Source organism: Halomonas sp. Bachu 37 (assembly GCF_039691755.1).
GTDB lineage: Bacteria > Pseudomonadota > Gammaproteobacteria > Pseudomonadales > Halomonadaceae > Vreelandella > Vreelandella kashgarensis.
The window spans coordinates 1,488,445-1,513,069 of sequence record NZ_CP137552.1 but is presented as its reverse complement, the minus strand read 5'-3'; the positions used below and the strand labels follow the sequence as shown (position 1 = coordinate 1,513,069).

The 24,625-nt window shown below is 58.9% G+C and carries 31 protein-coding genes; 18 read left to right on the top strand and 13 right to left on the bottom strand.

Features of this window, described 5'->3' with window-relative positions; genetic code table 11:
• Window positions 1–21: 21 nt before the first annotated feature.
• The 10 genes from R5M92_RS06990 to R5M92_RS06945 form a co-directional block, all read right to left on the bottom strand.
• The gene (locus tag R5M92_RS06990) at window positions 22–291 is read right to left on the bottom strand and encodes an HPr family phosphocarrier protein (RefSeq protein ID WP_346798905.1); all 270 of its coding nucleotides are present in this window, start codon (window positions 289–291) and stop codon (window positions 22–24) included.
• A 93-nt stretch (window positions 292–384) separates the two neighbouring features.
• Window positions 385–1,329 carry an RNase adapter RapZ gene (rapZ, locus tag R5M92_RS06985; protein ID WP_346798904.1) on the bottom strand — a complete coding sequence of 315 codons (945 nt, stop codon included), beginning with the start codon at window positions 1,327–1,329 and terminating at the stop codon, window positions 385–387.
• Between the two features lie 180 nt (window positions 1,330–1,509).
• Window positions 1,510–1,980, bottom strand: coding sequence for a PTS sugar transporter subunit IIA (locus R5M92_RS06980; RefSeq protein ID WP_346798902.1), 471 nt, complete (start codon window positions 1,978–1,980; stop codon window positions 1,510–1,512).
• A 4-nt stretch (window positions 1,981–1,984) separates the two neighbouring features.
• Window positions 1,985–2,293, bottom strand: a complete 309-nt coding sequence (hpf, locus tag R5M92_RS06975; protein ID WP_346798901.1) for a ribosome hibernation-promoting factor, HPF/YfiA family — start codon at window positions 2,291–2,293, stop codon at window positions 1,985–1,987.
• A 102-nt stretch (window positions 2,294–2,395) separates the two neighbouring features.
• Entirely contained in the window at window positions 2,396–3,808 is a 1,413-nt protein-coding gene (locus R5M92_RS06970) for an RNA polymerase factor sigma-54 (RefSeq protein ID WP_346798899.1), read from the bottom strand.
• A 138-nt stretch (window positions 3,809–3,946) separates the two neighbouring features.
• Window positions 3,947–4,672, bottom strand: a complete 726-nt coding sequence (gene lptB, locus R5M92_RS06965) for an LPS export ABC transporter ATP-binding protein (protein ID WP_346798897.1) — start codon at window positions 4,670–4,672, stop codon at window positions 3,947–3,949.
• Between the two features lie 49 nt (window positions 4,673–4,721).
• Window positions 4,722–5,231, bottom strand: a complete 510-nt coding sequence (gene lptA / locus R5M92_RS06960; protein ID WP_346798895.1) for a lipopolysaccharide transport periplasmic protein LptA — start codon at window positions 5,229–5,231, stop codon at window positions 4,722–4,724.
• Window positions 5,228–5,848: an LPS export ABC transporter periplasmic protein LptC gene (lptC, locus tag R5M92_RS06955; RefSeq protein ID WP_346798893.1), complete on the bottom strand. Its 621-nt coding sequence runs from the start codon at window positions 5,846–5,848 to the stop codon at window positions 5,228–5,230. Before lptC ends, lptA begins: the two co-directional genes overlap by 4 nt.
• 1 nt (window position 5,849) lies before the next feature.
• The gene (locus tag R5M92_RS06950; RefSeq protein ID WP_346798891.1) at window positions 5,850–6,392 is read right to left on the bottom strand and encodes a KdsC family phosphatase; all 543 of its coding nucleotides are present in this window, start codon (window positions 6,390–6,392) and stop codon (window positions 5,850–5,852) included.
• Window positions 6,393–6,413: 21 nt separating this feature from the next.
• On the bottom strand, window positions 6,414–7,400 hold the full coding sequence (locus R5M92_RS06945) for a KpsF/GutQ family sugar-phosphate isomerase (protein ID WP_346798889.1): 987 nt from the start codon (window positions 7,398–7,400) through the stop codon (window positions 6,414–6,416).
• Window positions 7,401–7,644: 244 nt separating this feature from the next.
• On the opposite strand from R5M92_RS06945, the gene R5M92_RS06940 reads away from it, so the two are divergent.
• From R5M92_RS06940 to hisD, 9 genes are all read left to right on the top strand, one after another.
• Window positions 7,645–8,469 (top strand): ABC transporter ATP-binding protein, encoded by an 825-nt coding sequence (locus R5M92_RS06940; RefSeq protein WP_346798887.1) that lies wholly within the window; start codon window positions 7,645–7,647, stop codon window positions 8,467–8,469.
• Window positions 8,469–9,272 carry a lipid asymmetry maintenance ABC transporter permease subunit MlaE gene (gene mlaE / locus R5M92_RS06935; RefSeq protein WP_346798886.1) on the top strand — a complete coding sequence of 268 codons (804 nt, stop codon included), beginning with the start codon at window positions 8,469–8,471 and terminating at the stop codon, window positions 9,270–9,272. The genes R5M92_RS06940 and mlaE overlap by 1 nt, the downstream gene beginning before the upstream one ends.
• 16 nt (window positions 9,273–9,288) lie before the next feature.
• Window positions 9,289–9,753 carry an outer membrane lipid asymmetry maintenance protein MlaD gene (gene mlaD, locus R5M92_RS06930; protein ID WP_346798885.1) on the top strand — a complete coding sequence of 155 codons (465 nt, stop codon included), beginning with the start codon at window positions 9,289–9,291 and terminating at the stop codon, window positions 9,751–9,753.
• A 34-nt stretch (window positions 9,754–9,787) separates the two neighbouring features.
• Window positions 9,788–10,432: an ABC transporter substrate-binding protein gene (locus R5M92_RS06925; RefSeq protein ID WP_346798884.1), complete on the top strand. Its 645-nt coding sequence runs from the start codon at window positions 9,788–9,790 to the stop codon at window positions 10,430–10,432.
• Window positions 10,429–10,770: an STAS domain-containing protein gene (locus R5M92_RS06920; RefSeq protein WP_346798883.1), complete on the top strand. Its 342-nt coding sequence runs from the start codon at window positions 10,429–10,431 to the stop codon at window positions 10,768–10,770. Before R5M92_RS06925 ends, R5M92_RS06920 begins: the two co-directional genes overlap by 4 nt.
• Before the next feature lie 135 nt (window positions 10,771–10,905).
• Window positions 10,906–11,157, top strand: coding sequence for a BolA family protein (locus R5M92_RS06915; protein ID WP_346798881.1), 252 nt, complete (start codon window positions 10,906–10,908; stop codon window positions 11,155–11,157).
• Between the two features lie 12 nt (window positions 11,158–11,169).
• Entirely contained in the window at window positions 11,170–12,432 is a 1,263-nt protein-coding gene (murA, locus tag R5M92_RS06910) for a UDP-N-acetylglucosamine 1-carboxyvinyltransferase (protein WP_346798880.1), read from the top strand.
• 27 nt (window positions 12,433–12,459) lie between these two features.
• Window positions 12,460–13,134, top strand: coding sequence for an ATP phosphoribosyltransferase (hisG, locus tag R5M92_RS06905; protein ID WP_346798878.1), 675 nt, complete (start codon window positions 12,460–12,462; stop codon window positions 13,132–13,134).
• Window positions 13,135–13,138: 4 nt separating this feature from the next.
• Window positions 13,139–14,458, top strand: a complete 1,320-nt coding sequence (gene hisD / locus R5M92_RS06900) for a histidinol dehydrogenase (protein ID WP_346798876.1) — start codon at window positions 13,139–13,141, stop codon at window positions 14,456–14,458.
• 75 nt (window positions 14,459–14,533) lie between these two features.
• Here the strand turns inward: hisD and R5M92_RS06895 are convergent, their stop codons facing one another.
• The gene (locus tag R5M92_RS06895; protein ID WP_346798875.1) at window positions 14,534–15,817 is read right to left on the bottom strand and encodes a Do family serine endopeptidase; all 1,284 of its coding nucleotides are present in this window, start codon (window positions 15,815–15,817) and stop codon (window positions 14,534–14,536) included.
• Between the two features lie 203 nt (window positions 15,818–16,020).
• On the opposite strand from R5M92_RS06895, the gene R5M92_RS06890 reads away from it, so the two are divergent.
• Window positions 16,021–16,782: a Nif3-like dinuclear metal center hexameric protein gene (locus tag R5M92_RS06890; protein ID WP_346798873.1), complete on the top strand. Its 762-nt coding sequence runs from the start codon at window positions 16,021–16,023 to the stop codon at window positions 16,780–16,782.
• 24 nt (window positions 16,783–16,806) lie between these two features.
• On the opposite strand, the gene R5M92_RS06885 is transcribed toward R5M92_RS06890, so the two are convergent.
• A complete protein-coding gene (locus tag R5M92_RS06885) occupies window positions 16,807–17,271 on the bottom strand; it encodes a ZapG family protein (RefSeq protein ID WP_346798872.1) in 465 nt (154 codons plus the stop codon).
• A 221-nt stretch (window positions 17,272–17,492) separates the two neighbouring features.
• On the opposite strand from R5M92_RS06885, the gene zapE reads away from it, so the two are divergent.
• The 8 genes from zapE (at window position 17,493) to R5M92_RS06845 (ending at window position 23,943) form a co-directional block, all read left to right on the top strand.
• The gene (gene zapE / locus R5M92_RS06880) at window positions 17,493–18,704 is read left to right on the top strand and encodes a cell division protein ZapE (RefSeq protein WP_346798870.1); all 1,212 of its coding nucleotides are present in this window, start codon (window positions 17,493–17,495) and stop codon (window positions 18,702–18,704) included.
• Window positions 18,705–18,936: 232 nt separating this feature from the next.
• Window positions 18,937–19,365, top strand: coding sequence for a 50S ribosomal protein L13 (rplM, locus tag R5M92_RS06875; protein WP_346798869.1), 429 nt, complete (start codon window positions 18,937–18,939; stop codon window positions 19,363–19,365).
• 13 nt (window positions 19,366–19,378) lie between these two features.
• Window positions 19,379–19,768, top strand: a complete 390-nt coding sequence (gene rpsI, locus R5M92_RS06870; protein WP_346798867.1) for a 30S ribosomal protein S9 — start codon at window positions 19,379–19,381, stop codon at window positions 19,766–19,768.
• A gap of 214 nt (window positions 19,769–19,982) precedes the next feature.
• Window positions 19,983–20,573 (top strand): ubiquinol-cytochrome c reductase iron-sulfur subunit, encoded by a 591-nt coding sequence (gene petA / locus R5M92_RS06865; RefSeq protein ID WP_346798865.1) that lies wholly within the window; start codon window positions 19,983–19,985, stop codon window positions 20,571–20,573.
• Window positions 20,573–21,832 (top strand): cytochrome bc complex cytochrome b subunit, encoded by a 1,260-nt coding sequence (locus tag R5M92_RS06860; RefSeq protein ID WP_346798863.1) that lies wholly within the window; start codon window positions 20,573–20,575, stop codon window positions 21,830–21,832. The genes petA and R5M92_RS06860 overlap by 1 nt, the downstream gene beginning before the upstream one ends.
• Entirely contained in the window at window positions 21,832–22,599 is a 768-nt protein-coding gene (locus tag R5M92_RS06855) for a cytochrome c1 (RefSeq protein ID WP_346798861.1), read from the top strand. Before R5M92_RS06860 ends, R5M92_RS06855 begins: the two co-directional genes overlap by 1 nt.
• Before the next feature lie 150 nt (window positions 22,600–22,749).
• Window positions 22,750–23,376, top strand: coding sequence for a stringent starvation protein SspA (sspA, locus tag R5M92_RS06850; RefSeq protein ID WP_346798860.1), 627 nt, complete (start codon window positions 22,750–22,752; stop codon window positions 23,374–23,376).
• Between the two features lie 48 nt (window positions 23,377–23,424).
• Window positions 23,425–23,943: a ClpXP protease specificity-enhancing factor gene (locus R5M92_RS06845; RefSeq protein ID WP_346798858.1), complete on the top strand. Its 519-nt coding sequence runs from the start codon at window positions 23,425–23,427 to the stop codon at window positions 23,941–23,943.
• 102 nt (window positions 23,944–24,045) lie between these two features.
• Here the strand turns inward: R5M92_RS06845 and R5M92_RS06840 are convergent, their stop codons facing one another.
• The gene (locus R5M92_RS06840; protein ID WP_346798857.1) at window positions 24,046–24,618 is read right to left on the bottom strand and encodes a BON domain-containing protein; all 573 of its coding nucleotides are present in this window, start codon (window positions 24,616–24,618) and stop codon (window positions 24,046–24,048) included.
• Window positions 24,619–24,625 lie beyond the last annotated feature (7 nt).

Sequence of the window (24,625 nt, the reverse complement as noted above, 5' to 3'; positions counted from 1 at the left end):
ATTTCAGGCTTTCGAGCGGGTTCAGGCGTCTTCATCGAAGCGAGACTCGACCAGGGTCTGGACTGCCTCCAGGGCCTGGTCGGCATCTTCACCTTCCGCCTGCACGGTGAGTTCCGTGCCGCAGGGAGCCGCCAGCATCAACAATGCCATGATATTGGCGGCATCGGCTTCCATCTCGCCCTTGCGTACGCTCACGCGGGCCTTGAAGCCTTGCGTGCATTGCACCAGTTTGGTGGCGGCTCGGGCATGCAGGCCGCGTCGGTTGATGAGAGTCAATTTGCGTTCAGGCACCTTTTATCCCTTGTCTATCTATCCTTGTCTATCCGCCTTTCCCATGGCTTCGCGTATCCGACAATCCTTGTGGCACGGTGAGGTCGAATCGGGTCAGTCCTGTTCGCAGGTGAATGCCGCCGGGTCGCCATTGCTTGCACTTGAACTGGTGGCAATTTGAGTTGTATTCGTGAGAGTGTGCTGCAACCCCAGCTCGCGATGACGCAGGCTGATCTGGCCGAAATTGCCTACCAGCCTGGCGGCCAGCTGCTCGACAAGGTAGACGGAGCGGTGCTGGCCGCCGGTACAGCCGATGGCGACGGTCAGGTAGCTGCGTTGGCTGCTTTGATAGGCGGGCAGCCAGCGTTCCAGCCAGGCCTGGATATCGGTCAGCATCTCCTCCACCAAGGGATAGCCTTCCAGAAAGGCGGCGATGGATGCATCGCGACCGGTGGCACCGCGTAGGTTGGGGTCCCAGTAGGGGTTGGGCAGGCAACGTCCATCGAAGACGAGATCGGCATCCAGCGGGATGCCTCGCTTGTAACCGAACGACTCGAAAGTCAGCGTCAACTGATCGCGCTGATGATGGGAAACCTGGTCGGTAATGCGACGCCGCAGATCGTGAACCGATAGCCGCGAGGTATCGATCATCAGATCGGAAAGATCGCGTATCTCGCTCAGCGCCTCTTCCTCGTGGGCTATCGCTTCTTCCAGGGTCATTTCGCTATCGCGAGTCAGCGGATGACGACGCCGGGTGGCCGAGTATCGTTCCAGCAAGATGCGCGCATCGGTTGTCATGTAGATGAGCTGGCAATCGATATGTCGACGCTTGAGCTCCTGCAGCAGGCTGGGAAAACGCTTCAAGGCATGGGGAAGATTACGCGCGTCGACGCTTACCGCCAGATGGCTGCGATTGCCGCCCTCACCGAGCTCCTCTATCAATGAATCCAGAAGCATGGCGGGAAGGTTGTCGATAGCGTAATAGCCGAGATCCTCCAATGCCTGCAGGGCAATGGACTTTCCCGATCCCGAGCGACCGCTGATAATCACGAGTTGCATGACGAATCTCCTTCCGCACCGTATTTTAGCTATTACCGTGCAGGTTGCAGCCATTCTTCAAGGCGAAATAGGCGAGAGGTTTGCAAGTAAGCCTCTATCGAGGGCCGTCCGGTAACGGAGGCAGAATCGTATCGAAAGCGTAATTTGACAGAAGCACGCCAGAAGCTGAACGGTGCCGAACTAACTGGAGCTCTGCTGCCTGATCTTGTCTCTCAGCAACTCCAGCAGCTCACGTTGACTGGTGCTTTTGCGCAACCGGACACGGGTGTCGCCGTCATTCATGATGGTCGCCACCTGGCCTAGCAGGGCAAGGTGAGTATCATCCGCCTCTTCCGGGACCAGCAGCACGAAGATGAGGTCCACGGGTTCACCGTCGACGGCATCGAAATCGATGGCTTCGGCCAGCTTCAGAAAACCTGCAATGGGGGCATCGCAATGCGGACTGCGCGCATGGGGGATAGCGACACCATTGCCGATCCCGGTACTGCCTAGGCGCTCTCGACCGATCAAGCGACTGAAGACTTCCTGGCTATCGAGACTGGGGGTGTTCTGGGCGATAAAGGTGCTGAAGAATTCCAGCACCCGTTTCTTGCTTCCCCCGGGCACATCATAGAGCACGCGCTCGGGGGGCAGGATGGTTTCCAGCATCATTGGCTCAGCGCACGCCAGCGCCTTGGGCGCGGGCTTGTGCTTTTTCCTTATGCTTGACCAGTTGACGGTCGATCTTGTCGGCCAGTGCATCGATGGCGGCATACATGTCCGAATCCATGGCCTCGGCGTGAAGATCGGCACCGGCCGCGTGCAACGTACAGGCCGCGTGCTGACGCTCTTTTTCGATGGACAGGGTTACCTGAACGGTAGTGATATTGTCGTAATGGCGTTCAACGCGAGCGAGTTTTTCCTCGACGTAGTCACGCAGGGCGTCAGTGAGTTCGACATGATGACCTGTGATGTTGACTTGCATTGACGTACTCCTTATCCATCGGACTGTACTTCGATTGTAACTCTTTTTCCTGCTGAGCAAAGCCCCGCGAACAACTTTCTCGATTTCCACGAGAGCTCTACTTCAGCGTAGCCTGCGTCGTTCGCTGGAAGAGGGAATTCCCATCGCCTCACGGTACTTGGCGACGGTACGGCGAGCCACCTGAATACCACTGTCGCCAAGCAGGGTGACCAGCCGGCTGTCGGAAAGCGGTTTGCCTGGAGGCTCTTCCTGGATCAGTTTCTTCAGTCGGGCACGAATGGCGGTACTGGAGTGGCTGTCGCCGTCGGCGCTGCCTATCTGGCTGGAGAAGAAGTACTTGAGCTCGAAGACCCCGCGTGGCGTATGAATGAACTTCTGGGTGGTGACGCGCGAAATGGTCGATTCGTGCATGTCCACGGCGCTGGCGATATCGGCGAGAATCAAGGGTTTCATGGCCTCCTCGCCTTGCTCGAGAAAGCCGAGCTGACGGGTGACGATTTCGCGCCCCACGCGCAACAAGGTGTCGTTGCGGCTGGACAGGCTCTTGATCAGCCACCGAGCCTCTTGGAGGTGTTCCTTGAGATATTGATTGTCCTGGCTCTTGTCGGCGCGCTTGATGAGGCTGGCGTAATCGGGCTGAATCCTGAGCCTGGGTAGCGCCTCGGGGTTCAAGTCGAGATGCCAGCCCTGGGCATCGTGGCGCACCACCAGATCGGGGACGACGTAGCCTTCGTCCGCGTCGCTGAAGGCGCTGCCCGGACGCGGGTCCAGGGTGCGTATCAGCGAGATAACATCCTCGAGCTGGGTCTCGTCCAGTCCCAGCCGACGCTTGAGCAGGCGGGTGTCGTTCTTGCCCAGCGCCTCGAGAAACTGGCGGACCAAACGGCGGGCGTGGGCGAGCAGGGGGGTGTCATCGGCCAGGGTGGCGAGCTGCAGCATCAGGCATTCGCGTAGATCTCGGGCGAAGATGCCGGTGGGCTCGAACTGCTGCAAGCGGAGCAGAATGGTTTCCACCTCTCGAGTGCTTATGCCTTCGAGGCCCTGATCGCGTAGCCCGTCGCGCAGCTCGGACAAGGTCTGGGTCAGGTAGCCATTGACATCGATGGCATCGATCAGGCTTTCCGCTATCTGCCGTTCGCGCCAGTCGAGATCGGTCATGGCCAGTTGCCAGAGCAGGTGCCCCTGCAGACTCTGGCCGGCGGCCTGACGCTCGAAATCCGGACCTTCGCCGCTGCCGGCGGCGGGCACCATGTCCTGGTAGGTATCCGACCAGTCGCTGTCGAGCGCCAGTTCGTTAGGGATGTCCTCGGACCACTCGGCTTCCTGTGCCTCGTCCACCGCCTGCTCGCTGAACTCCTCCTCCTGCTCGAGCAGGGGGTTGGAATCGAGCGCCTGCTGGATTTCCTGACGCAGATCGAGAGTGGATAATTGCAGCAGCGCGATCGCCTGTTGCAATTGCGGCGTCATGGTCAGCTGGGAGCCCATGCGCAATTGAAGAGAGGCTTTCATGACCATAGCGGGACTCGCGTGCGTAATCGGAAAGCTTAACCCTAGTGCGAGCAAGGACCAGGTGCAAGTCAACTTTTGCAATATGCATGCCACCGGCAATAAGCATGCCATCTGGCGCTTGAGACGGCTAGAGTATGAAGTCGTCTAGAGCTTGAAGTCGGCGCCCAGGTAAACGTCGCGCACCTGTTGGTTGTCCAGTATGCCCTGTGGCGGGCCGCTGGCAATGATCTGGCCATCGCCGACGATATAGGCGGTGTCACAGATATCCAATGTGTCGCGCACATTGTGATCGGTTATGAGAACGCCGATTTCGCGCGCCTTGAGCGCGCGGATAATGGTCTTGATTTCGCCGACGGAGATCGGATCGACCCCGGCAAATGGTTCATCCAGAAGAATGAAAGCGGGCTCTGTGGCAAGCGCACGGGCAATTTCCACCCGGCGTCGTTCGCCACCGGAGAGGCTCATGCCGAGATTGTCGCGAATGTGGGTGACGTGAAAATCCTCGAGCAGCGCTTCGAGCTGCTGTTCGCGTCCGCTCGAGTCGAGGTCGCGGCGGGTTTCCAGGATCGCCAGGATATTGTCCGCCACCGAAAGCTTGCGAAATATCGAGGCTTCCTGGGGCAGGTAGCCGATGCCCGCCTTGGCTCGCTCATGCATGGGGGCGTGGGAGATATCGTGATCATCGATACTGACGCTGCCGGCGTCGGCGCTCACCAGGCCCACGATCATGTAGAACGAAGTGGTCTTGCCCGCCCCGTTGGGGCCGAGCAGGCCGACGACACTGCCTTGCGCGATCTCCACGGAAATATCCTTGACCACACGGCGGCGCTTGTAACTCTTGGCCAAGTGGCGAGCGTAAAGTGTCTTCATCGAGGTGCCAGGTTCCTGTAGCGAGAAATGGGGGCAGCGTTGGCGAAGCCTATTGGCGTTCGGGCTGGAGCGTCATGCGGATGCGCTGCTGATCGCCGCTACCGGTTTCCGAACGTGCCTGAACCACCTGCCGGTCAATGAAGTATTCCAGGTATCCGCCCTCGAAATGGTCGTCCTGTTGGTTCAGCTCCGCCTGGTCGATCAGTACCACGCGCTGCTCTGCGACGTGAAAGACGATATTGCGGGCCCAGCCCTCCATGGGCGAGGGCTGGCCTTCGATCTGATGACGCAGATAGGCTCGCTCGCCCGTAGCGGTGGCTCGGGATAGCTCCCCTTCGTCGTTACGCTGGATCTGAACGCGATCGCCTTTCAGGCGCATTTCGCCCTGACGAATCTCCACATTACCGGCATAGACGGCGGTGCCGGCGCGTTGATCCAGGTCCAGGCGATCGGCCTCGACTTCGATCGGGGCCTGGGAAGATTGGGCAAAGGCTAGCGTGGGCAGCCCGCCCGTCAGCAGTGTCGAAGCCAGGATGGCGGCCGTGATGGTGGGTTTCATGGCATTTCCTCTTGAGCGTTCGTCTCGGGTGGATGGTAGCCTTTAACGTCATCAGTCAAACGGACGCGACTTTCGTTCAGCCAGGCATCCATTCGATTGGCCTGCATTCGTTGGGGAGGTTGTTGCAGCAAGGCCGGTGTCTCGCTCCAGGCGTGGGCTTGTTGCGCATCATAGTGCAATATCTGCGTGTCGAGTTGCCAGCCTGCTTCAGGTGCCCGCAACCGGGCATCGCCGGTAAGGGTGAGCTGTTGCCTGGGAACATCCACGAAACCTTGTTCCGCCTCGGCGGTCCACTCGCGTCGATGGCTGTCGAACAGGCGCGCGCGGGGCTGTTCCGCCTGGCTGATATCCTCCTGCGAATGGGTCATGCGTGGCGTACGGATGGCTTGGCGAACATGTCCGTCGTTACCGAACAGGGTGAGCTCGGCCCCTTCCAGAATATGGCCTGGTTCGTTGGCGCGCGCTTCCAGGTCCACACCAGGCTGGCGCTGTTCGCCGGGGTCCAGGTAGACCAGCAGTCCGCCTAGCGCCAGGATCAGCACGCCTAGTCCCAGCCGTCTGGTGAAGTGCCGGGAAAGGCGCCTGGTGCGAGTGCGTGAAGGCGTATCCGGCGCCATGTCAGGGCCGCCCGTGAAGGTAGGTATCGATTACCGCCCCCCAGTGACCTTGGGCTTCGAGAAGGGTGTCACATACCTCACGTACCGCGCCATGACCGCCCTGGCGCTCGGTCACCCAATCGGCGTGAGCCTGAACGTAGCTGGGCGCGCCGGGTACGGTGATGCCGATACCGGACCGTTTGATCGCGGCCAGGTCGGGCAGGTCGTCACCACAGTAGGCGACCTGGTCCAGTCCGATTTCCAGCCGGCGGCAGAGGTCGCGCAGGGTGGCGAGTTTATCCTCTACCCCCTGATGAACGTGGGTGATCCCTAGGGCAGCGGCACGCTGGCTGACCATGGGCGAGTCGCGTCCGGTAATGAACGCCACTGCGATACCGGCGCGCTTGAGCAATTTCAGGCCGTGGCCGTCAAGGGTATTGAAAGCCTTGATCTCGATGCCATCGGCCTGAAAGTAGAGGCGTCCATCGGTGAGCACGCCATCGACATCCATGGCGAACAGGCGCACGCGGCGAATCGGGTCGAGTAAAGCAGGCGTAAGAGCCATTGAGCCTCCAGTCGATAAGAGTCAGATTACGCCGCTGGCCAGCAGATCGTGCATGTGTAACGCCCCGATCGGTCTCTGCTGGTCATCCACCACCGCCAAGGCGGTGATACGGCTGTCTTCCATCAAGCGCACGGCTTCCGCCGCCAGTACTTGTGGAGAGATGCGCTTGCCCGGTCGGGTCATGACCTCATCAACCGTAAGGTCACGTAAATCATGATGCTGGTCGAGGGTACGGCGCAAGTCGCCATCGGTATAGACCCCGGCCAGGCGACCCTGCTGGTCAACGACGCAGGTGAATCCCAGACCTTGACGAGTGATTTCAATCAGGGCGTCACGCAGGGGGCTACCCAGCGTTACCAGCGGGAGGCGATCTCCGCTGTGCATCAGGTCCTGGACGGTCAGTAACAGGCGCTTGCCCAGAGTGCCGCCGGGGTGGGAAAGAGCAAAATCCTCGGCGGTAAAGCCGCGAGCCTCCAGTAGCGCGACAGCCAAGGCATCGCCCAGTGCCAGGGCGGCGGTGGTCGAGCTCGTGGGTGCCAGATCGTGCGGGCAGGCCTCCCGTTCCACGGCGCTGTTCAGGTGGGCATCGGCGTGGCGCGCCAGCGTCGACCCTGGCCGGCCGGTCATGCTGATCAATGGAGTTCCCAGGCGTTTCAACAGGGGAAGAAGGGCGGTAACCTCGGCGGTTTCCCCCGAGTTGGACAGCGCCAGCACGACATCGCCTCGGGTAATCATGCCCAGGTCGCCGTGGCTAGCTTCGCCGGGGTGGACGAAAAAGGCCGGGGTGCCGGTACTGGCGAGGGTGGCGGCAATCTTGCCGGCAATATGGCCGGATTTGCCCATGCCGGTCACGATCACCCGGCCCTGGCAATCGAGCATCAAACGGCAGGCGTGGTCGAATTCCTCGTCCAGCCTGCTCATCAAGGCGCCGATCGCCGCCTGCTCGAGAGAGAGGGTGCGCAGCGCGCTTTCACGCAACAGTGACGCGGGAGGAGACGTTTGACTCATAAGGGCAGCTCGTAGGCAATAGGAAAACGGGCTTGGCTAATGTCCATGATAACACTGTGCAGAGATAGCGTGGCCCCGGCTGTCGATAGTGGAATATTCTCGCTTGAAGTGGGCCAAAACGGTTAGGATACGTTGTTCGATAACGTTTTTGAAACGCACCACGTGCGGTTTATCGAGCATGGCCGCCACCGCCATGGTCATACGGTGGTGTGTTCCACGTACGGCTTTCAGACACCGAGGCACCATGACGGACTCGCCGTTTATCGAAATCGAAGACCTGCATTTTTCCCGCGGAGAACGAGCGATCTTCCGGGGCGTGAACATGACCCTGGCCAAAGGGCGGATCACTGCCATCATGGGCCCCAGCGGCACCGGCAAGACTACCCTGCTGAAGCTTATCGGCGGGCAATTGACGCCGGATCGGGGGCGGGTGCGTATAGACGGCGACGACGTACACAAGTTGTCCCGCAAGGCCCTGTTCGATCTACGCAAGCGGATGGGGATGCTGTTTCAGAGTGGCGCGCTGTTTTCCGATTTGAGTGTATTCGAGAACGTTGCCTTTCCCCTACGCGTCCATACGGACTTGCCGGAAGCGATGGTCCGCGATCTGGTCCTGCTCAAGTTGCAGGCGGTCGGCTTGCGCGGTGCCCAGGCACTTGCCCCGGCGGAGCTTTCCGGCGGCATGGCACGGCGCGTGGCGTTGGCCCGGGCGATCGCCCTCGACCCGGAGTTGATCCTGTACGATGAACCGTTTGTCGGTCAGGACCCGATCTCGATGGGCGTGCTAGTGCAGTTGATCAAGCGCTTGAGCCAGGCACTGGAGCTGACGTCGGTGGTGGTATCCCACGATATCAAGGAGACACTGTCGATCGCGGACTACATCTATCTGCTCTCCGACGGCGAGGTCGTCGCCCACGGCACTCCGGCGAGCCTGGATACCCATGCCGATCCGCGGGTCAACCAGTTCGTCCATGGCAAACCGGACGGGCCGGTGCCGTTTCATTACCCGGCCAAGGATTTCTATCGCGACATGCTCGATGATGTCGCCACAACCGGAGGTTGCAGCTGATGTCTGGGCGGCTAGCGAAAAGCAGCGAACGGGTGCGGTACCTGGGGCGGCGAGGGTGCGATACCGTGGAGTCGCTGGGGCGCGCGGGAATTTTCCTGGGCCAGGCCGTGGTCGGAGTTCCTTCTCGCGAAGGGATACGTCTGTGGTTGCGCCAGATGCACTTCGTCGGTGTGCTGTCGCTGGCGATCGTGCTGGTATCGGGCCTTTTTATCGGCATGGTGCTGGCGCTTCAGGGCTATACCATTTTGGTGGATTTCGGCGCCGAGCAGGCACTGGGGCAGATGGTGGCACTGTCACTGTTGCGCGAGCTGGCACCCGTGGTGGCGGCCTTGTTGTTCGCCGGGAGGGCCGGCTCGGCGCTGACCGCGGAAATCGGCTTGATGAAAGCCACCGAGCAGCTCACCAGCATGGAAATGATCGGCGTGGATCCGTTGCGTCGCGTCGTGGCGCCGCGGCTGTGGGCCGGTTTCGTCTCCCTGCCGATATTGACCATCGGCTTCAGCGTGGTGGGAATCTGGGGCGGCTACCTGGTCGGCGTGGAGTGGCTCGGGGTATTCGAGGGATCCTACTGGAGCAATATGCAGTCGAGCGTCAACTTCTTCGCCGATATCGGCAACGGTATCGTCAAGAGTCTGGTATTTGCCCTGGTGGTGACCTGGATCGCGGTATTCCAGGGCTACGATCTCATCCCCACGTCTGAGGGCATATCGCGAGCCACGACCCGTACCGTAGTGTACTCGTCGCTGGCGGTGCTGGGGTTGGACTTCGTGCTGACCGCTCTGATGTTCGGCGGCCTTTCTTGATTTTCGGAGTGTGGTGATGAAACGCAGCAAGACTATGGAGCTTGGGGTGGGGCTGTTCATGCTGGCCGGTATCGTCGGTCTGGTGTTCCTCGGGCTTCGCGTCAGTGGCTTGACCCTCGATGCCCCGACGGATTCTTTCCGGATGCAGGCCAGTTTCGCCAATGTCGGTAGCCTCAAACCGCGAGCTCGGGTGACGATGTCTGGCGTGACGGTGGGACGGGTCGAATCGATCGAACTGGACCCGGAGTGGTTCGATGCTCGCGTGGTGTTGCGTCTGGACAGCGAGCTGGAGGGACAGCTTTCGCGGGACACCACTGCCGCGATTCTGACTGCTGGCCTGCTGGGCGAGCAGTATATCGGACTGACGGTAGGCGGCGATCCGGAAATGTTGAGCGCAGGTGACACTATCCGAGACACGCAATCGGCCATGGTCCTGGAAGAACTTATTCAACAATTCGTATCTAATATGGCCAGCAACTGATACCCGGTGTCGCTTCTACTTTCAAGGAGATCCCATGAGTCTTGCACGCCGCCTTGTACCGCTGTTGGCGATGTTTCTACTGATGCTGCCATTGCAGCTTCAGGCCCAGGAGCGCAGCCCCGAAGAGCTCATTCGCGATAACATCAATGAATTCATGGCCGAACTTAATTCCAGGGAGGCCTATTATGCCGCGAACCTGGATGAACTGAAGGCTCAGGTGGACGAAAGCCTGGAAGAGGTGGCGGATTTTCGATATATCGGCGCCAGTGTGATGGGCAGTTATTTTCGCAACGCTACCCCGGAGCAACGGGCGCGCTTTGCCGATGTATTTCGCCAGACCTTGATCGATACCTATACCAAAGGACTGGTCACCTTCGATTATGACGAAGTTCGTGTACTCGATGACCAACGTGCCCAGCGATATGACGACCAGGCCAGCGTGGCCATGGAAATTGTCGCCAACGATGGTCAGGTCTTTCCCGTAAGTTATAGTCTGCGCCTTTCCGATGGGCAGTGGCGGGTAGTGAACGTGATCGTCAATGGTATCAATCTGGGATTGACGTTCCGCAACCAGTTCGACCAGGCCATGCGCAGCAACAATCGTGACTACGATGCCGTGATCGATGGCTGGGCGCCTGAGCTGGCTGTGGAAGAGCTGGAGCAGGGAGGCGATGCGTGAGTGTCCTGCTGGACCTGCAATCGTCACGGCTAGAAGTGAATGAGCCAGACACGATAATGGTGGTGGGAGACGTGCATGTCTTGGCGGCGTCGCGTTTGGCTGAGGCGGGCAACGATTGGCTATCGCAATTGCCTCGAGAAGGCCATGTAGTACTGGATTTCTCGAGGGTCGAAAAGGCCAGTACGGCGGCACTGAGCGTTTTATTGCAGTGGGTAAGAGCCGCTCGCCGTCGTCACTTGTCGATTACCGCCATTATTCTGTCCTCTCCCTTGCGCCGTTTGAGCGCGTTGGCCGACATTACGCCCTTGCTTGACGAAGTGGTCGTTCCCGATCGCTGATTCCCGGGCTGCACCTGCGGGACTGACATCGCCAAGTGCGGCGCTTTTCTTTATCATGTTCCCATCAAGATGGAGAGCCGCATACGCGGGCTCTCCGTCGTTTCCATTTTATACTTCGAAGGAGTGTTCATATCCATGCAACCTAACGAGGTTAAAGCGCTGCTCGAGTCCCGCTTGGATGGATGTGATTTCCATATCCAAGGGGAGGGGTGCAATTTCCAGGTCGTTGCGGTAGGCGATGTTTTCGAGGGGATGACCGCCGTCAAGCGTCAGCAGCTGATCTACTCGGCCCTGAGCGATCAGATCGCTTCCGGGGCGCTGCATGCCGTGAGTATCAAGACGTATACGCCCGCTCAATGGCAAACCGCGCCTGAGCGCGCTCAGTGACGGTCTTCCTCCATGGATAAATTGATCATTACCGGCAACGGCGCCGTTGACGGAGAAGTTTGGGTAAGCGGCGCGAAAAATGCGGCCCTGCCCATTCTGTGCGCCAGTTTGCTTGCCGATGGGCCAGTGGTTATCGGCAACCTTCCGCACCTGCAGGATATTACCACTACCCTGGAGTTGCTGGGGCGGATGGGGGTCGAGCCGGTAATGGGGGAGAAGCTCAGCATTCAGTTGGACGGTTCGCAAGTTACGGATTGCCACGCGCCTTATGAACTGGTCAAGAAAATGCGGGCTTCCATCCTCGTGCTGGGGCCGCTTCTGGCCCACTTCGGCAAGGCGGACGTTTCCTTGCCCGGCGGGTGCGCCATCGGTTCACGGCCGGTGGACCTGCATATTCGTGGCCTGCAGGCCATGGGGGCGGATATCCGGGTGGAAAACGGCTATATCCGCGCACGGGTGGATGGGCGGCTCAAGGGGGCTACCATCTACTTCGATACCGTTACCGTCACCGGTACCGAAAACCTGCTCATGGCCGCGACATTGGCGGAAGGTACCACGATCCTGGAAAACGCCGCTCGCGAGCCGGAAGTGGTGGATCTGGCCGAATGCTTGATCGCCATGGGGGCGAAGATAAGCGGCCACGGTAGCGATACCATTACCATCGAGGGCGTGCCCCGGTTGCACGGTTGTGAGCACGATGTCATGCCCGACCGCATCGAGACGGGAACCTTCCTGGTCGCGGCGGCGATGACCCGCGGCAAGGTCAAGGTGAAGCGGACGCGCTCCGACATTCTCGAAGCGGTACTGGTCAAGCTGGAGGAAGCCGGCGCGGAAATCACCACCGGTGAGGATTGGATAGCGCTGGATATGCATGGCAAGCGGCCGCGGGCAGTCAACATCCGGACCGCTCCCTACCCGGCGTTTCCCACCGACATGCAGGCCCAGTTCGTCGCCATGAATGCCGTGGCCGAGGGTAATTCGAGGGTGGTGGAGACCATCTTCGAGAACCGTTTCATGCATGTGCAAGAGCTCAACCGCATGGGGGCGAATATCTTCCTCGAGGGCAATACCGCCCTGATCACTGGGGTGGAGAGCCTGTCCGGCGCCCCGGTGATGGCAACCGATCTGCGTGCTTCGGCATCCCTGGTCATTGCCGCGATGATGGCAGAAGGCGAAACGCTGGTGGACCGTATCTACCACATCGATCGTGGCTATGAATGTATCGAAGAGAAACTGCAAGGGTTGGGCGCACGTATTCGGCGTATTCCCGGCTGATTCACGATTTCACTTAGTGGCACAAACATGAGCAAGCAATTGATCCTGGCCCTGTCCAAGGGGCGAATTCTCGACGAGACCCTGCCGTTGCTGGCGGATGCCGGCATCACGCCGCTGGAAGATTTGGGCAAGAGCCGCAAGCTGCTGTTCGATACCAACTTGCCCGATGTCAAGTTGGTGGTGATTCGAGCGACCGATGTGCCGACCTATGTTCAACTCGGAGCGGCGGATCTGGGGTTGGCGGGCAAGGACGTGCTGCTTGAGCATGGTGCCGAAGGTCTCTATGAGCCTCTGGACCTGGAAATCGCTCGCTGCAAGCTGATGACCGCCGGGATTGTCGGTGCGGCACCGGCGCGAGCACGGCGCCGGGTGGCGACCAAGTTCGTCAATATCGCTCGGCGCTACTATGCAGAGCAGGGCATCCAGGCTGAGGTCATCAAGCTCTACGGTGCCATGGAGCTCGCCCCGTTGATGAATCTCGCCGACGAGATCGTGGATATCGTCGATACCGGCAATACCCTGCGTGCCAACGGCATGGAGCCGCGCGAGCTGATCGCTTCGATCAGTACCCGCCTGGTGGCCAACAAGGCGGCCATGACCATGAAGCATGAACGCATCAAACCGCTCATCGCGCGCTTGGGCGAGGCGGTCGCGGCGCGCCGGGAAGCCGTCTCCGCCAGTACAACCTCGGAAGGAGCGTGACGCCATGAGTGATACGATTTTCGATGTGGCCATTGCACGTCTTTCGACCCAAGAGGCGGATTTCGATGAGCGTCTTGCGGCATTGCTGGCGTGGGAGGGCGTCTCCGACAGCAGTGTGCAAGAGCGGGTGCAGGCCATACTCGAAGACGTCAGGCAGCACGGCGACCAGGCGGTGCTTGCGGCGACCAATCGTTTCGACCGCCTGAACGCTACACACATGCGTGAGCTGACGTTGACTCAGGAGCAGCTGAAAGCGGCCTTCGACGGCTTACCGGATGCCCAGCGGGAGGCGTTGACCCAGGCTGCGGAGCGCATTCGTCGCTACCACGAACGGCAGAAGCCGCAATCGTGGCAGTATCAGGAGCAGGACGGGACGGTGCTGGGACAAAAGGTCTCGCCGCTGGATCGGGCGGGTATCTATGTGCCCGGCGGCAAGGCCGCTTATCCCTCGTCGGTGTTGATGAATGCAATTCCCGCCCATGTCGCGGGCGTGCGCGAGATCGTCATGGTCGTACCCACGCCCGATGGCGTGCTCAATGAGCTGGTACTGGCCGCTGCGCACCTCGCCGGGGTCGACCATGTCTTCACCATTGGTGGCGCTCAGGCAGTAGCCGCGCTGGCCTACGGTACCGCAAGCGTGCCGCGGGTGGACAAGATCGTCGGGCCGGGCAATATCTATGTTGCCACCGCCAAGCGAGCGGTATTCGGCCAGGTGGGTATCGACATGATTGCCGGGCCGTCAGAAATTCTGGTGGTGGCCGATGGCGGTACCGACAGCGACTGGCTGGCGATGGATCTGTTCTCCCAGGCGGAGCACGACGAAGACGCCCAGGCGATACTCGTCAGCTGGGAACAGCAGCACTTGGACGATGTGGCGGATTCCATCGAGCGGCTGTTGCCGAGCCTGGAAAGAGAAGAGATCGTGCGCCAGTCGCTGGCGCGTCGCGGCGCCCTGATCCAATGCCGCAACCGCGAGGAAGCGGTGGCGCTGATCAACCGGATCGCCCCCGAGCACCTGGAGCTTTCGGTGGAAGACCCCGAGAGTATGCTGGAGGGAATCCGGCATGCCGGCGCTATTTTCATGGGGCGCTACACGGCCGAGGCTCTGGGAGATTACTGTGCGGGACCCAACCACGTGCTGCCTACTTCGGGAACGGCGCGTTTCTCCTCACCATTGGGTGTCTATGACTTTCAGAAACGTTCATCGATCATTCACTGCTCAGCCGAAGGAGCTTCCGAGCTGGGCAAGATAGCCTCTGTTCTGGCGCGGGGCGAAGCCTTGACCGCTCACGCCCGCTCGGCGGAATACCGCATACGCGACTGAGTGTCATGATAAGCGCTGACATATACCGGCCACGACTTGAGTGTCGTGGCCGGTTGTCGTTTCAAGATAAGCCGGTTACGGTGATTTGGGGTCGTTGAGCACAGGTGGAGTGAAGGCTGGCAGAGGGCGTTCGCCGACTTCCAGTGTCAGTTCGATACGCTCTCCGTCGCGTACTATTGTCAGTGGAAGCATGGTGCCCGGAGGTATCGAGGCTATATCGCTCATGGTGGAGCGGGCGTCGAGGATCGTCTGGCCATCTAGGGCCAGCAGGACATCTCCCGGCAGCAGCCCGGCTTCGGCGGCCGGCCCGTTGCTGACCACGCCCGCAACGATAACTCCCTGCGGTGCGCGTAAACCAAACGAAGCGGCGAGTTCGTGCGAAAGTTCCTGTGCCTCGATGCCCAGCCATCCCCGTATCACCCGGCCCTGGGTAACCAGCTCGTCGAGAATGCTGTGGGCCAGATTGGCGGGAATGGCGAATCCGATACCCTGGGAGCCCCCTGAACGGGAGAAGATGGCGGTATTGATGCCGACCAGGGCGCCTTCGGGGTTGATCAATGCTCCCCCCGAGTTTCCCGGATTGATGGCGGCATCGGTCTGGATGAAGTCTTCATAGGCATTTAGACCGAGGTGGCTGCGCCCCGTGGCACTGATGATGCCCATGGTGACGGTCTGCCCCACGCCGAATGGGTTGCCGATGGCCAGCGCGACGTCGCCCACCGCGACGTGGGAAGTGTCGGCCAGCTCGATTACCGGCAGGTCGTCGAGGGAAATGCGCAACACCGCCAGATCGCTTTCCGGGTCCGTGCCGATCACTTCGGCAAGTGTCTCCCGGCCATCACGCAGGGCGACTTGAATCTGGTCGGCGCCATTGATTACATGATGATTGGTGAGCACGTAGCCGTCTTCGCTGACGATTACGCCCGAGCCCAGGCTGGAAAGCATGCGTTGCTGGGTGGTGGTGTCATCGCGGAAGAATTGTTGAAAGAAGGGGTCTGACATCAGCGGGTGCTCATCGCGTTCGACGATTCGCGAAGAATAGATGTTCACCACGGCCGGGGCGGCTTGGTTGACGCCATCGGCATAACTCATCGGACCTTCCGAACGGGCCATGGGCGGCGCCTGGCGTACTTCTGGCGCAGACCGAGTCACGTTTTCGCTGTTCTCGGTAATGGGGAAGCTGCCCACGATCGGTTCTGGAGCGGTCTCGGGTCTCGAGGCTGGAGATGTTGTGGTCGAGGAAGGCGAAGAAGCGAAAAAAGGAAGACGCAGCTGTTCGGGGAATGCCAGCAACAGAATGCCGGCAAATAAACCACCGGCAACGACGGGCCAGAAGTAAGGGAGTAATGTGCGTCGCATGCAGCGTATTCCTTGGCTAGGCAGTGCTCGTGAGGGCAATGCCTGGTATTTTCTCAGAACGGTTCAGCATGGTTATCGTATCATCTTCAGGTCCTGTGCTCATCGGCGAAAAGCCGACCGCTCGAGGCCGGCCCGGCGAATCCCGCTTCATGCTTCCCTATGCCTTTCCGCTAACCATCGTTAATGATTATATGGAGATGATTATGCGCAAGCGAGATGTCCTCGTGGATGCTTGTGACCAATATCTTGGAGCTTCCAGGTTCAAGGATTTCACCCTTAACGGCCTTCAGGTGGCGGGCCGGGAAAATGTGGCACGGATCATGACGGGGGTGACGGCGAGTCAAGCGCTGCTGGATGAGGCCGTGGCCTGGGAAGCGGACATGCTGCTGGTTCACCACGGATATTTCTGGAAGAACGAGCCGGTTGCCATTACCGGCATGAAGCGACAGCGTATCAAGACGCTGCTGGCACACGATATCAATCTAGTGGCCTATCATTTGCCCCTGGACGCGCATCCCGAGCTGGGCAATAACGCTGAGCTCGCTCGCAAGCTCATGTTCAACGTGACCGGATGTGCCGATGGTGCGATAGGTGAGGGGCTTCTATGGACGGGGACCTTGATGGAGCCCATGCAGGCGCAGAACCTGGCAAGCCATGTGGCGCGACAACTGGATCGCGAACCGCTATTGGTCGAGGCGCCAACGACAGCTCCCATCGAGCGCGTGGCATGGTGTACGGGCGGAGCGCAGGACATGATTGGAACAGCGCATGAGGCGGGAGCTCAGGCCTTCATTTCAGGCGAAATATCCGAGCGTACCACTCATCTGGCGAGGGAGTTGGGTATCCACTATCTGGCCGCAGGGCATCATGCCACCGAGCGCTACGGAATCAAGGCGCTAGGTGAATGGCTGGCTCGGACTCATGGCGTGTCGCACCGTTTCGTGGACATCGATAACCCCGCCTGACGATGCGGGGTCTGGCTTGCCCGCTCAGTGGCGGGCAGGCTGAGGTGAATCGGAATCTTCCTTGAGGCCGAAATCTTCCGAGAGAGTGCCGTTCTTGCCGACGGCATAGTCGCGCGGCGCCTTGAACGCATCTTGCTCTTCCTGACTGGCGTTGCTCTCCTGCCTTTCGGGAGAGTCGTTGACGCCCGGCATGTCCAGGTAAATCGGCGTCGAGCTTTCGATCTGCCAGCGAAAACTGTCATCGCTGAGCTGGGCTTCAAGCTGTTCGGCTTCATGACGAATAGTGGCCAGGCGATGCTGGATGCGTACCATGTGCTCGCCTACATCTCCCCTGAGTTCCGCCACCTGCCGGTCACGCTCGATCAGTTTCTGACGCGTGGCCTGGAGCTCCCGATGGCTTCTACTGAACAGGCGGTAGCCTGCCAATCCGATGATAATTCCGATCACCATGCCGAGTATGACAAACATCAGCTGTGTGTTTGCTTCCACAATATTCTCCCTGGCCTCTGAGTTACCTGGCTGTTCATGGTCATACGACATTTTCCTTGAGGTCGCTAGGGCAGCCCAGCAGCGCCATTATAGAGGGCAGCTTGCTGGTCGGGTCAATCCGCTCATGTGCTCGGCAACGCGTATGCGTATAATCTGATGACTTTTGCGCTGCGGATTTTCCGCCTGCATCGTCTGAATTTCATGTCGTCGGGGAAAGCTGAATGAAAGAAACGCCAGCGGCTGAGCCGCGTGAAGCAAAGCCTGCCACACCGCTGGAGCGGTATAAAACCGATCTGGAGCGAGAGGATTTTCACTACGATGCCGCGCAGGAGAAGGCCGTCCAACACCTGCAGCGTCTTTACGATGATTTGGTGAACTCCTCTGAAGCGACTCCACGAGCCGTTCTGGCCAGCGCCGACCTGCAATCGAAGCGCGGGAAGGTAAGGGGGCTCAAGGCGAAAATGGCCGGTCTGCTGGGACAATCCCGCGACACGGTAGCCTTGTCGGAGGAGCCTGCCGTTCAAGGACTCTACTTTTGGGGCGGGGTAGGCCGAGGGAAAACCTATCTGGTCGACACTTTCTATGAGTCGTTGCCTTTCCCCGACAAGATGCGTACCCACTTTCATCGTTTCATGCAGCGGGTTCATAACGAACTCGCACACTACAAGGGCGAGAAAAATCCGCTCAACCTGATTGCGGGCAAGTTTGCTGTCGAGGCCCGAGTCATCTGCTTCGATGAATTTTTCGTCAAGGACATCACCGATGCCATGATTCTGGCCAACCTGCTGGAAGCGCTGTTCGACAGGGGCGTTGTCCTAGTCACCACCTCCAATATCGTTCCCGACGAGCTGTACAAGGATGGATTGCAGCGCGCCCGTTTTCTGCCTGCCATCGACTTGCTCAAGCGGCACTGCGAGGTGGTCAACGTGGACTCGGGAGTCGACTATCGGCTGCGTGCTCTGGAGCGAGCAGAAATATTTCACTCCCCCCTCGATGAAGCCGCCGAGCAGGAGTTGGCGCGAAGTTTCGCTTCGATCGCCAACCACGCCGGAGAAGAGGGTGCTCCCCTAGAGCTTAACCATCGCGTGCTCAAGACGCGCCGCCTGCACGATGATGTGGCGTGGTTCGAGTTTGCCGAATTGTGCGATGGGCCGCGTAGCCAGAATGACTATATCGAGCTGGCACGGGAATTCCACACGGTACTGGTATCCAATGTGCCGAAGATGAGCGCAGGCGAGGACGATCAGGCTCGACGTTTCATCAATATGGTCGATGAGTTCTACGATCGTGGGGTCAAGCTATTGATGTCCGCCGAGGTCGAGGCCGAGCAGCTTTATCGCGGCGGGCGCTTGGAGTTTGAATTTCAGCGCACTCTGTCGCGCTTGCAGGAAATGCAGTCGCATGAATACCTGGCGCTGGCCCACAAGCCCTAGCTAGGCGTTGTGTCGCATCGCAAAGAAGATACCGAAGGCCAAAGAAAATGACTGCCTTGGCTTAACCTGCTCGCAAGAGTCGTGTAGAATGCGGCCTCGCTCGACCGTTGCCTGCTTACGGTTAGGACTTCTTGTTGTTCCTGCTGAAGCGGCAACCAAGAAAAATAGGGATGGTTTGACGCTGGCACCTGTCAGCAGGATAACCCAATACACTTATCTGGTGATTTCATCCATGAAGACGTTCAGTGCTAAGCCGCAGTCCGTCCAGCGCGACTGGTATGTTGTCGACGCCACGGACAAGACGCTAGGTCGTCTGGCTACCGAAATTGCGCGCCGCTTGCGCGGCAAGCATAAGCCCGAATTTACTCCGCATGTCGATACCGGCGATTACATCGTGGTCATCAACGCGGAAAAAGTGCAAGTGACCGGTAACAAGGCCAAGGCGAAGACCTATTATCGCCACACAGGCTACCCGGGTGGCCTGCGCTCCATGACCTTCGACAAGATGCTCGATCACGCTCCCGAGCGCATCATCGAGTCCGCCGTCAAGGGCATGCTGCCGAAAGGTCCCATGGGCCGTGCCATGTACACCAAGCTCAAAGTGTATGCCGGTGCCGAGCATCCGCATGCTGCCCAGCAGCCGCTTGAACTGAACATCTAAGGAAATCTTCGCCATGACACAGCAGTATTATGGTACCGGGCGCCGCAAGACTTCCACCGCTCGTGTTTTCATGAAGCCGGGCTCCGGCAAGATTACTGTCAATAACCGTGAGCTGGATCAATATTTTGGCCGGGTCACTGGGCGCATGGTAGTGCGCCAGCCGCTGGAATTGACCGAGACCCTGAGCCAGTTCGATGTGTTCGTAACTGTTCAAGGCGGCGGCGGTTCCTCGCAGGCCGGGGCAATTCGCCACGGTATTACTCGCGCCCTGATGAATTACAATGAAGACTTCAGACCTGCATTGCGTGAGGCTGGCTACGTGACTCGCGATGCGCGTCAAGTCGAACGGAAGAAAGTCGGCTTGCGCAAGGCGCGTCGTCGTCCGCAGTTCTCCAAGCGTTAAGCTCTTACGCTATGCGGAAATACGCCCAGGTCCAGAAGACCTGGGCGTTTTTGGTTGAATATCAAGAAAATACGGCACTCTTTACACCTTGGTCAGGCACGCTTGTCCTTGTGCAGAGCGTCATGTTTTTTTACCATAGTGCGCATTTGATACTCGTCGTCGCAAAAGCGGTTTGCGTCAACGTAGCGGGTAAGCTGATGGGAGAAACCTAAAAATGGCAGATAACGGCGTAAACAAAGGCCGGCGCCGTTTCCTCGTAGGTGCGACTACCGTAGTGGGTGCGGTAGGTGCAGTCGGGGTTGCGGTACCCTTTGTGGCTTCTTGGCAGCCAAGTGCCAGGGCGAGGGCGGCAGGGGCGCCGGTTCGAGCGGATATTTCCAAGCTGGAAGCCGGGCAGCGCATGACCGTGGAGTGGCGGGGACGTCCCGTATGGGTGATCAACCGTACTCCAGAGATGATCGAGCTCACCGAGAACAGCGATCCCTCGCGTCTGGCGGATCCCGATTCGGACGTGCCGCAGCAGCCGAGCTACATTTCGGGTCCGCTGCGTTCCGTACGGCCCGAGATCGGTGTGTTGATCGGGATCTGTACGCATCTGGGCTGTTCCCCGCTCTATCGTCCTGAGCCCGAGGCGGCGGTAACGGATGACTGGCCGGGTGGTTTCTTCTGCCCTTGCCACGGTTCGTATTTTGACCTGGCGGGGCGGGTATTTCGCAATGTTCCGGCGCCGACCAATCTAGAGGTGCCGCCGTACCGCTTTGAAGGCGACGACATTATCGTCGGCGAAGATGAGGAGAATGCCTGATGGGTAACCCGAATCGTGCCAAGGCGGAAAGTGGCATCATGCGCTGGGTAGATGATCGCTTTCCCGCGACTCAGATGATGCAGGATCATCTGACCAAGTATTACGCTCCCAAGAATTTCAACTTCCTGTATATCTTCGGTGTGCTGGCCATGCTGGTGCTGGTCAATCAGATCCTCACCGGGGTCTGGCTGACCATGAGCTACAACCCGTCAGCCGAAGGGGCCTTCGCCTCGGTCGAGTACATCATGCGTGATGTGGAATATGGCTGGTTGATCCGTTACATGCACTCCACGGGTGCCTCGGCATTCTTCGTGGTGGTCTACCTGCACATGTTCCGCGGGCTGATGTATGGGTCATACAAGGCACCTCGCGAGCTGGTGTGGATTTTCGGTATGGCGATCTATCTGGCCTTGATGGCGGAAGCGTTCATGGGCTACCTGCTGCCCTGGGGTCAGATGTCCTATTGGGGCGCCCAGGTCATCATCTCCCTGTTCTCTGCCATTCCGGGAATCGGGGCCGATCTGGCACAGTGGATTCGTGGTGACTATCTGATCTCGGGCATCACCTTGAACCGCTTCTTCGCCTTGCATGTGGTGGCATTGCCGATCGTGATTCTGGCGCTGGTGGTATTACATATCATCGCCCTGCACGAGGTGGGTTCCAACAACCCCGACGGGATCGATATCAAGCAGAAGAAGGACGAGACCGGCAAGCCCCTCGACGGGATCGCATTCCACCCCTATTACACCGTGAAAGATCTGGTGGGTGTGGCGATTTTCCTGTTCGTCTTTGCCGTGGTAATCTTCTACTTCCCGGAAGGGGGCGGTTACTTCCTCGAGAAACCCAACTTCGAGCCGGCCAACCCGCTGGTTACCCCAGATCACATCGCCCCGGTATGGTACTTCACGCCGTTCTACGCCATTCTGCGCGCCATTACCTTTAGCATCTTCGGTCTTGATGCCAAGTTGCTGGGTGTCCTCTGCATGGGTGGGGCAATTGCGGTACTCTTCGTTCTGCCCTGGTTGGATCGTAGTCCCGTCAAATCCTTTCGCTACAAGGGTTGGATGTCCAAGGTGGCACTGATTGTCTTTTCCATCAGTTTCGTGATTCTGGGTGTCCTTGGCGCTATTCCTACCACGCCTGGGCGCACTCTCTTGGCGCAACTGTGTACCGCCCTGTACTTCGCCTTCTTCCTGCTCATGCCGTTGTATACCAAGCTGGAGAAGACCAAACCCGTTCCGGAAAGGGTGACTGGCTAATGAAAAAGCAACTGTTTGCACTGCTATTTGCACTGATGCCTTTCACGGCATTGGCTGCAGGCGGAGAAGACGTTCCTTACTCAATGACGCCTGATCTGCAGAATCAGGAGTCGTTGCAGCGCGGTATGCAGCTTTATACAAACTACTGCATGGGCTGCCACTCCCTGGAGCATCAGCGTTTTGCCCGGGCGGCGGAAGATCTGGGTATGCCGCAAGATCTGGTCGAGGAGAATCTTATCTTCTCGCCGGAGCTGGCTTATAACGATCAGATGCACAACGCCATGTCGCTGGAAGATGGGAATAACTGGTTTGGCGCTGCCGCTCCTGATCTTTCCCTGCGGGCGCGTTTGCGTGGTCATGACTGGATCTATTCTTACCTATTGAGCTTCTACAAGGATCCTAGCCGACCGACCGGTGTCAATAATGCCGTCTTCGAGCTGGTCGCCATGCCTAACGTACTGGAGCCGCTGCAAGGTGTTCAGGAAATGGTGTGTGCCCAGACGGATCGTCCGGAAGAGGGGCAGCAACCGGATCCGCTGACCGGCAAGTATCAATCCTGTCATGTGCTGCAAGTCACGGAACCAGGTGCGATGGAACCCGACGAGTTCGAGGAAGCGGTTTACGACTTGACCAATTTCCTGACCTATGTGGGCGAACCATCCAAACTGCATGCGCAGACGCTGGCACCCAAGGTACTATTGTTCATCTTCATTTTCGGCGTGATCGCCTACCTGCTCAAGCGCGAGTACTGGAAAGACGTTCACTGATCGATTCATCATAGAGAAAATGAAAGGGCGCACGGCCAGCCGGCTGTGCGCCCTTTCTGTTGTCATTAATTCGGATAGAGTCGCCTGCTTCCCCTAAAACGGGGTGGGCGTGTTATTATCCTTCTCTTGATTTGATGCGAGGATTGTTTCATGGGTGTTGTGGCCAAACGGTCGTCGATGATTTTTTATTCTGGAAGCGATGACCACTTCAGTCACCGTGTACGTATCGTACTGGCTGAAAAGGGTGTTGCGGTGGATATACTCGAAGTCAACGACGAGCAACCAGCGGAAGAGCTTGCCGACCTTAATCCGTACAATAGCGTGCCGACATTGCTTGATCGAGACCTGGTACTTTACGAATCCAAGGTCATGATGGAGTATCTGGATGAGCGCTTCCCGCATCCGCCCCTGCTCCCGGTTTATCCCGTCGCACGCGCCCAGAGTCGCCTATGGATGCATCGTATCGAGCGCGAGTGGTGCCCGATGGTGGATCAGATTCGCCTGGGCAGCAAGAAAGAGGCGGACAAGGCTCGCAAGGAGCTGCGGGAAAGCCTGATCGGCATTTCGCCCATTTTCGAAGATATGCCTTACTTCATGAGCGAAGAGTTTACGCTCGTGGACTGCTGTCTGGCTCCCATTCTCTGGCGCCTCCCCGAGCTCAACATTGACTTGCCGGAAAAGCAGGTCAAGCCTTTATTGAGTTACATGCAGCGTGTTTTCGAGCGTGACGCTTTCAAGGCCGCCCTGAGCGAGCGCGAGAAGGAAATGCGATCTTGATTTCGCGGCCCTGACTTCAGGGCCTTCCCTCGCAAGAAGGAGCGAACTATGCAATCGAGTCGACCTTATCTTGCCAGAGCCCTTTACCAATGGCTGCTGGACAATGAACTAACTCCGTATCTGGTGGTAGATGCCGAGCTGCCTGGCGTCGAAGTGCCTCGGCAATTCGTTCAAAACGGCCAGATTGTGCTGAATGTAGCGCCTACCGCCGTGCGTGATCTGTTCATGGAAAACCAGGCCGTGGGCTTCAGTGCTCGCTTTGGCGGCCAGCCCATGCAGGTCATGATTCCTACCGAGGCATTGATCGCCATATATGCGCGGGAGAACGGCGTCGGCATGGTCTTTGGTCATGAGCCGGAGCTGGAGACACCGACGGAAGATGCCCCGGAAACAGCGGCCGCGACTCGTCCCGAGCTGAGTGGTGTCGACGGAGGAGCCGAGAAGGACGATGACGCGGCCAAGGAGAAGGCCTCGCTTCGCCAGGATGACAAGAGGGAGGGGGGGACGAAAACCACAGAGAGTAAGAAAGACGAAAAGAAACGCCCCTCCTTGCGTGTCGTCAAGTAATTCAGGCCTACCATTTTCTGGAAGTCAGTCGTTAGCCAGTTTTCAGCCCCGGCCCCGCCAGGTTTTCCTGACGGGGCCGGTTCCGTTGGCAGTGGCTAACGATCAATCCAGGTAATCGAATACCTTGACGATGCGTTGGATACCGGCAACGCTGGATGCCGCCTGGACGATCCGTTCAGCCTCGGCGCGCGTAACGATGCCCATCAGGTACACGGTTGCGTTTTCGGTCGTGACCTTGAGCTTGGAAGAATCGACACGATCATTGGTGGCCAGGCTGCTGATGACATTGGTAGTCAGCCAGGTATCGGCCAGGCGCTGCGTGGCGGGCAGGTTGGCCGCTATGGTCAGTTCATTGTGAACAGTATCCACACCGCGTAAGTCGCTCACCACGCTTTCCGCCATATCCTTCAATTCCTGGCTCGGCACCTGGCCGACCAGAAGTACTGTGCCATCAAAGCTGTGCGAGCGTATGCGCGCATCACCCAGGCGGGCGTCGGCCTGCTTCAGGGAGCGGCCAATCTGATGTTCGATGGTTTCATCGATGGCTTCGACATCATCGCTGCGTTGGCCATAGTTGCTCTGATTCGTTGCAGTGTTGGTGGCGCAGCCACCAATGAACAATCCGATGCAAACGCTGGCAACAGCAAGCATGCGGGTTTTTGCTTGAACGGCCATCTCTATC